Consider the following 7,289-nt stretch of genomic DNA (forward strand, 5'->3'; position numbering starts at 1 on the left):
GATATGACCCCAGGCTGGATTACCACCACACTGCTGGACAACCAAACCCCCGGCGGCTGGGCCGTCGCGCGCAGCCGCGAGGGTTTTTTACACGACACCAATGGCGCGCTGTTCCCGCGGGAATGGCTCAAGCGCCAGGACCTGGCGGTGTTCGCCGAACACGGCATCGGCCATCTTGACGGCGAGCCGGTGTACCTGCTCGAACTCAATGCCGCCAGCGACGTGCCTGGATGCAGTTGGCAAGGCCTGCGCGGCTTCATGCTGCAAGGCGATCACCGGCTGTACAAAGTGCTGGCCTATGCCGCGCAGATCGGCACCTGGGCGCGGGAACACCGTTTTTGTGGCAGTTGCGGCCAGGCCATGGTCCAGGTGCCTCGGGAGCGGGCGATGTTCTGCGAGGCTTGTGACCTGCGCAGCTACCCGCGCATCTCGCCGAGCATGATTGTGCTGGTGACCCGTGGCGACGAGATCCTGCTGGCGCGGTCGCCGCGCTTTGTCCCCGGGGTCTACAGCACGCTGGCGGGGTTTGCCGAGCCGGGTGAGTCGGCCGAAGACTGCCTGATCCGCGAAGTTCACGAAGAAGTGCAGCTGGAAGTCCGCAATATCCAGTACGTGGGCAGCCAGTGCTGGCCGTTTCCTCATTCGATGATGCTGGGCTTCCATGCCGAGTACGCCGGTGGCGATATCGTGCCCCAGGCCGATGAGATCGAGGACGCGCAGTGGTTCAACATCCACGACTTGCCGCCGTTGCCGGCGTCACGCTCGATTGCGCGTTATCTGATCGACCTCTACGTGGCCCGTCGCTTAGGCCACGCTGAACCAGTGCTGCCAGGCTAGGCGCACCGTCAGGCCGAGGACCACAGTGATAAACACCGGGCGAATGAATTTGGCGCCGCCGCTGATTGCGCTGCGTGCGCCAAAGAAGGCGCCCACCATCACCGACACGCCCATGGCCAGCCCGACGATCCAGTCCACCGAACCGTTGATGATAAACACCGCCAGCGCCGCCGCGTTGCTGACGAAGTTCATGCTGCGCGCCACGCCGCTGGCTTTGACCAGGTCGATGGGGTGCAGCAGCATCGTGCTCACCGTCCAGAACGCGCCGGTGCCGGGGCCGGCCACGCCGTCGTAGAAGCCCAGGCCGAAGCCTTGGGTGGCCTGCCATTTCTTCTTGATCGGTGCGTCGCCCTCCAGCGGCGCCTTGGGCGTGCCGCCGAACAACAGGTACAGGCCACAACCGAAGACGATCACCGGGAGCATCTTGTTCAGGGTTTCGGCGGGCAGGTAGTGGGCGACGATGGCGCCGGCCAGGGCGCCGATAAACGTACCGACGATGGCATGTACCCACTGGCGCGGGTGAAACAGCTTGCGTCGGTAAAAGGTGAAACTGGCGGTGGCCGAGCCGAAGGTGGAGCTGAGTTTGTTGGTGCCCAGTACCAAATGGGGCGGCATGCCGGCGGTGAGCAGGGCCGGGGTGGTGAGCAAGCCGCCACCGCCGGCGATGGCGTCGATGAAGCCGGCGATGAACGCAACGACGGCCAGGATGGCGAGGGTAGTGAGGTCTACGCTGAGTTCGAAGGGCATGGGCAGGGCTTATGGTTGGCAGGGCGCTATGCGAAAGGCGGCCATCTTACCTGCCCGGTGTACGCAAATCCAAATGTGGGAGGGCGCAAGCCTCCTCCCACATTCAAACGGTGCCGGCCTGGCTATTTGTGGGTGCCCAGCCACTCCAGCGCGGTGCGCCAGATGCAGATCCCGAGGAAGTACGCCGACATCAGCGACCACAACCCAAACGTCCACGGGTTGGTGTTCGGGTAATCCACCACCATCAAGAAGCTGCACAGCAACCAGAGCGTGGTCACCGCGATGTTGATCGGCATGAACCGCTTGACCCGGAACGGGTGCAGGAACTTCATCGGCGTCACGGTCAGCAGCGCCAGGCCAATCACCGTGAGCAACGTCACCCACGCGTCGGGCTGGATGATATACACGCAGAGGGCCACCACGTTCCAGGCGGCGGGGAAGCCGACGAAGTAGTTGTCCTTGCTTTTCATGTTCACGTTGCAGAAGCAGAACAGCGACGACACCAGGATCACCGACACCGTGAACAGGTGGGTAAAGTCCGGCAGGTCGATATAGCGGTAGATAAACAGTGCTGGGATAAACACATAGGTCAGGTAATCAATCACCAGGTCCAGCACCGAGCCGTCAAAGCTGGGCAGTACCGTGCTGACATTCACGCGGCGGGCCAGGGAACCGTCGACGCCATCGACCACCAGTGCCAGGCCCAGCCACAGCAGGCACGCCTTGGGTGAGTTCTCCAGCAAGGCCAGCGTGGCCAGGAAGGCCAACACCACTCCGGTGGCAGTGAAGCCGTGGGCGCCCCAGGCTTTCAGTCTGGCTACATGCAGGGTCGATATCACGGGCGGTTCTCCAAAGGGTGAAACGGGGCAGCCGACGCTGTGGCAGCGTCGAGTCTGGCCAGGGGATGCAGGTATCGACCGGGAAGGGGAGGATAAGGTTCACCACCCCGGTGATTGCTTAGCGTAGCAAGCGTCGGACGTTTCGGCATCAGCCTTGGCGGAACACCAAGGCTTTCAAGCCGCTTTGCCGATCGATATCCGGGAATTCCGGCGGGTTTTCCAGCCGTTCGACAAAGCGCAGGCCCGGTGCTTCGCGGGTCACGCCATCGATCAGGAAGTCCTCGCCGAACGCCGGGTCATTCATGCACGCCAGCACCGTGCCTTGTGGCGTGAGCAAATCCGGCAGGCGGCGCAGCACGCGCTGGTAATCCTTGGTCAGCAGGAAACTGCCTTTCTGGAAGGACGGCGGGTCGATGATCACCAGGTCATAGGGGCCGCTGTGGATGACCTTGGCCCAGGACTTGAACAAGTCGTGGCCAAGAAAGGTAACGCGGCTCAGGTCATGCCCATTCAGGCGATGGTTGTCGCGACCCCGGCTGAGGGCGCCGCGGGCCATGTCCAGGTTCACCACATGCTCGGCGCCGCCCTCGATGGCCGCCACGGAAAACCCGCAGGTGTAGGCAAACAGGTTGAGTACCCGCAGCCCCTTGGCCTGTTCGCGCACCCAGTTGCGGCCATAGCGCATGTCGAGAAACAGCCCGCTGTTCTGTTTTTTACCGAGGTCGATCAGGTAGCGCAGGCCGCCTTCGGTAATCGTCAGCTCATCGATCGCATCGCCCACCAGCCATTCGGTGGTGCTTTGCGGCAGGTAGCGGTGCTGCAGGGCTACCGTGTGGGCGCCGGACTGCGCCCATTCGAACTGAACCAGCAGCTGTTTCAGCGCGTCCAGGTGCGCCGCCTCCGGCTCCTTGAACAGCGCGACCAGCACCACGTCCTGCAGCCAGTCCACGGTCAGTTGCTCCAGGCCCGGCCAGCAACGGCCGCGCCCGTGGAACAGGCGCCGGGTTTCGGTCGGTGGCGTGGCCAGGGCGGTCAGCAGGTGGGCGTGCAGTGTGGCGAGGGCGTCGGGGTTCATCGTTGAGCGTCGTTCGTTGAGCGGGCGGCATTTTAAACACAATGGCGAGGTTTCGGGGGGTTGGAGCACAACGTGCTGGGAAACGTCTGATTGGCAGCGATTCATGCTCAAAATACGCTTTGGTACGCCTGACATCAGGCAAAAAATCCTCAGTCATCGACATAAACTGGAAAAAAAGCCTGGAGGTGCCCATGAACGGTTTTGCGAGCGCAGTGAATCACACCACAACGGATCAGCTCGCCGGTGATCAAATCGAGCAGGACGAGTGGCGCGACGCCCTGGCCTCGCTGGTGGCCAACGCCGGCCCGGCGCGGGCGCGGCAGATCCTCGACGTGCTGGCCCGTGAAGGTGGCGCCCCGCACATCGACTGGAAACCCCGTCACGGCACCCCGTATATCAATAGCATCAGCGTCGAGCAGCAGCCGGCGTTTCCCGGCGACCTGGCCACCGAAGAACGCCTGGCCTCGCTGGTGCGCTGGAACGCCCTGGCCATGGTGGTGCGCGCCAACCAGGCGTATGGCGAACTCGGCGGTCATATCGCCAGCTACGCCAGCGCGGCGGATTTGTTCGAAGTGGGCTTCAATCACTTTTTCCGTGCCCGCCACGACGGCTTTGGCGGCGACCTGGTGTTCTACCAGCCGCATTCCGCGCCGGGCATTTATGCGCGGGCGTTCCTGGAGGGGCGCCTGAGCGAGCAGGACCTGGCGCACTACCGGCAGGAAATCGGCGGGGCCAAGGTCGGCGCGCGCGGTTTGTCGAGTTACCCGCACCCGTGGTTGATGCCGGACTTCTGGCAGTTTCCCACCGGCTCCATGGGCATCGGCCCGCTCAGCTCGATTTTCCAGGCGCGCTTTATGCGTTACCTGCAGCACCGCGGCTTGCAGGACACCACCGAGCGCCACGTCTGGGGCGTATTCGGCGACGGCGAAATGGACGAGCCGGAAAGCATGTCGGCCCTGACCCTGGCCGCCCGCGAAGGCCTGGACAACCTGACCTGGGTGGTCAACTGCAACCTGCAACGCCTCGACGGCCCGGTGCGTGGCAATGGGCGGATCATCGATGAGCTGGAGGCGTTGTTCGGCGGCGCCGGCTGGAACGTGATCAAGCTGGTGTGGGGCTCGGACTGGGACGCCTTGCTCGCCAAGGACAGCGACGGCGCCCTGGTCAATACGCTGTCGCAGACCGTGGACGGGCAGTTCCAGACCTTCGCCGCCAAGGACGGCGCCTACAACCGCGAGCACTTCTTCGGCCAGAGCGCGTCCCTGGCCAGGCTGGTCGAGGGCATGAGCGACGAACAGATCGACCGCCTCAAGCGCGGCGGCCACGACATGGTCAAGATCCACGCCGCCTACCACGCGGCGCGGCGGGTCAAGGGCAAGCCCACGGTGATCCTGGCCCAGACCAAAAAAGGCTTCGGCATGGGCGAAGCCGGGCAGGGCAAGATGACCACCCACCAGCAGAAGAAACTCGATCGCGAGGCGCTGATCGCCTTCCGCAATCGTTTCCAGTTGCCGCTGACGGATGAGCAGACCGAGTCGTTGAGTTTCTTCAAACCGGCCGCTGACAGCCTGGAGTTGCGCTACCTGCATCAACGGCGCAACGCCCTGGGCGGCTATGTGCCCAGTCGCTGCCAGGCCGCCGCGCCGGTCAGTGTGCCGCCTCTGGCCGGTTACGCCGGCTTCGCCACGGCTGCCGCGGGTAAGGAAATGTCCACCACCATGGCCTTCGTGCGTATGCTCACCAACCTGCTCAAGGACAAGCACCTGGGGCCACGCATCGTGCCGATCGTCGCCGACGAGGCGCGTACCTTCGGCATGGCCAACCTGTTCAAGCAGATCGGCATCTATTCCAGCGTCGGCCAACGCTACGAGCCGGAAGATATCGGCTCGATCCTCAGCTACCGCGAAGCCACCGACGGGCAGATCCTCGAAGAGGGCATCAGCGAAGCCAGCGCCATCAGCTCCTGGGTCGCGGCGGCCACCAGCTATTCGGTGCATGGCCTGCGCATGTTGCCGTTCTACATCTATTACTCGATGTTCGGCTTTCAGCGCGTGGGCGACCTGATCTGGGCCGCCGCCGACCAGCGCGCCCGTGGCTTCCTGCTGGGCGCCACTGCCGGCCGCACCACCCTCGGCGGCGAGGGCCTGCAGCATCAGGACGGCAGCAGCCACCTGAGCGCCGCCAGCGTCCCCAACTGCCGTGCCTACGACCCGGCGTTTGCCGGGGAGTTTGCGGTGATCCTCGACCACGGCATGCGCCAGATGCTGGAGCATGATGTCGACGAGTTCTACTACGTGACCCTGATGAACGAAAACTACCCGCAGCCGAGCCTGCCCGAGGGGGTGGAAGCGGCGATCATCAAAGGTATGTACCGCTTGCAGGGCGCGCCTGACGCCCAGGTGCGCCTGCTCGGTTCGGGTACGCTGGTGCGTGAAGCCCAGGCGGCTGCGCAGCTATTGGCGGACGATTGGCAGGTGGCGAGTGAGGTCTACAGCGTGACCAGCTTCAGCGAACTGGCACGGCAGGCGCGGGAGGTGGAGCGTTGGAATCGCTTGCATCCGCAGGCGATCCAGCGCGTCAGTCATGTGAATGATTGCTTGCCCAAGGGCGCCCCGGTGGTTGCAGTGTCGGACTACGTGCGGGCGGTGCCGCAGATGATTGCTTCGTACCTGGATTCCCCCTACACCGTACTCGGCACCGACGGTTTCGGGCGCAGCGATACACGGGCGGCGTTGCGGGATTTTTTTGAGGTCGATCGCCATCACCTGGTGTTGGCGGCGCTAACGGCATTGGCGGAGCAGGGCAGTCTGGATCGGCAGGTATGCCAGCAGGCAATTGAACGCTATGGCCTCCAGGCGGAGCGTGCAGCGTCCTGGACCTAAATGTGGGAGGGGGCTTGCCCCCGATTGCGCCGGGTCAGTGCCCCGTAAGCTGACTGACACACTGCTATCGGGAGCAAGCCCCCTCCCACATCATTTAGAGCGTGGCGATCAGGGCTGGCCCAAAGGCCTCTTTCAGGAACACGGGGGCGATATACCGCTGGTAATGCGCCTCGGACAGCAGGAAAAACTCGCGATCAATTCCATCGCGCAAATCCGCCAGGCTGTGCTCGCGAAACTCCGGCAGCAACACCAGGCCATATGCATCCAGCCTGGTAATCACCCGCGCACCCCGGGCAATCAACTGGTAGGCCCAGCAATACGGCGACTGATGCGGCATAAAGCGAATCTTGCGGCTTTCCAGTTGCTGGCGCAGGCGCTGTGGGTCGAACACGTCCAGCTTGGAGGCCATCACCTGCACCAGCAGTTGCTCAAGGCGCAGCCACACCGCCTGTTTTTCCTCGGCGTTGTAGCCATTCCACTGGATGACTTCATGGTGATAACGCTTGCACCCGCGGCAGACCAGATCACCGTAAACGGTGGAGCACAGGCCGACGCAGGGGGTCTTGATGGTTTGATTGGGCATAAAAAAACATCGACAGGTGAAACAACACGGCCCCTGAAGGGGCCGTTTTTTCAATCAATCCCAGCTCAACGCACCGCCAGTCTGGTATTCGATCACACGGGTCTCAAAGAAATTCTTCTCTTTCTTCAAGTCCATGATCTCGCTCATCCATGGGAACGGGTTAGTCGTCCCTGGATACTCTTCCTTCAAGCCGATCTGTGACAGACGACGGTTAGCGATGAACTTGAGGTAGTCCTCCATCATCGCCGCGTTCATGCCGAGTACACCGCGTGGCATGGTGTCGCGCGCGTATTCGATCTCCAGTTGGGTCCCTTGCAGGATCATCT

Annotated in this window: 7 protein-coding genes; 2 read left to right on the top strand and 5 right to left on the bottom strand. The window is 63.1% G+C overall.

All coding sequences use genetic code 11. From position 1 onward, the window contains the following. The first annotated feature begins 3 nt into the window (after window positions 1-3). Window positions 4-837, top strand: coding sequence for an NAD(+) diphosphatase (nudC, locus tag INT12_RS27735; RefSeq protein ID WP_017848463.1), 834 nt, complete (start codon window positions 4-6; stop codon window positions 835-837). Here the strand turns inward: nudC and INT12_RS27740 are convergent. The 3 genes from INT12_RS27740 to INT12_RS27750 form a co-directional block, all read right to left on the bottom strand. Further along, window positions 805-1,584: a TSUP family transporter gene (locus INT12_RS27740; RefSeq protein ID WP_017848464.1), complete on the bottom strand. Its 780-nt coding sequence runs from the start codon at window positions 1,582-1,584 to the stop codon at window positions 805-807. The genes nudC and INT12_RS27740 overlap by 33 nt on opposite strands. A gap of 122 nt (window positions 1,585-1,706) precedes the next feature. After that, window positions 1,707-2,423 carry a phosphatidylcholine synthase gene (gene pcsA / locus INT12_RS27745; protein WP_017848465.1) on the bottom strand — a complete coding sequence of 239 codons (717 nt, stop codon included), beginning with the start codon at window positions 2,421-2,423 and terminating at the stop codon, window positions 1,707-1,709. A gap of 148 nt (window positions 2,424-2,571) precedes the next feature. Beyond that, window positions 2,572-3,498, bottom strand: a complete 927-nt coding sequence (locus INT12_RS27750) for a class I SAM-dependent methyltransferase (protein ID WP_193040331.1) — start codon at window positions 3,496-3,498, stop codon at window positions 2,572-2,574. A 191-nt stretch (window positions 3,499-3,689) separates the two neighbouring features. On the opposite strand from INT12_RS27750, the gene mdeB reads away from it, so the two are divergent. Beyond that, window positions 3,690-6,380, top strand: coding sequence for an alpha-ketoglutarate dehydrogenase (gene mdeB, locus INT12_RS27755; RefSeq protein ID WP_193059104.1), 2,691 nt, complete (start codon window positions 3,690-3,692; stop codon window positions 6,378-6,380). Between the two features lie 94 nt (window positions 6,381-6,474). Here the strand turns inward: mdeB and INT12_RS27760 are convergent, their stop codons facing one another. Both INT12_RS27760 and INT12_RS27765 read right to left on the bottom strand, forming a co-directional pair. Further along, entirely contained in the window at window positions 6,475-6,963 is a 489-nt protein-coding gene (locus tag INT12_RS27760) for a DUF1289 domain-containing protein (RefSeq protein WP_017848468.1), read from the bottom strand. Between the two features lie 54 nt (window positions 6,964-7,017). Then, window positions 7,018-7,289: ribonucleotide-diphosphate reductase subunit beta (locus tag INT12_RS27765; RefSeq protein WP_188310392.1), on the bottom strand; the 272-nt coding region annotated here is incomplete at its 5' end.

Origin of the sequence: Pseudomonas sp. K8, assembly GCF_014889455.1 — a bacterium.
Lineage (GTDB): Bacteria > Pseudomonadota > Gammaproteobacteria > Pseudomonadales > Pseudomonadaceae > Aquipseudomonas > Aquipseudomonas veronii.

Bases quoted from the DNA above. Each gene is read 5' to 3' on its own strand.
- nudC (WP_017848463.1), top strand. From the start codon at position 4: ATGACCCCAGGCTGGATTACCACCACACTGCTGGACAACCAAACCCCC.
- INT12_RS27740 (WP_017848464.1), bottom strand. From the start codon at position 1,584: ATGCCCTTCGAACTCAGCGTAGACCTCACTACCCTCGCCATCCTGGCC.
- INT12_RS27750 (WP_193040331.1), bottom strand. From the start codon at position 3,498: ATGAACCCCGACGCCCTCGCCACACTGCACGCCCACCTGCTGACCGCC.
- mdeB (WP_193059104.1), top strand. From the start codon at position 3,690: ATGAACGGTTTTGCGAGCGCAGTGAATCACACCACAACGGATCAGCTC.
- INT12_RS27760 (WP_017848468.1), bottom strand. From the start codon at position 6,963: ATGCCCAATCAAACCATCAAGACCCCCTGCGTCGGCCTGTGCTCCACC.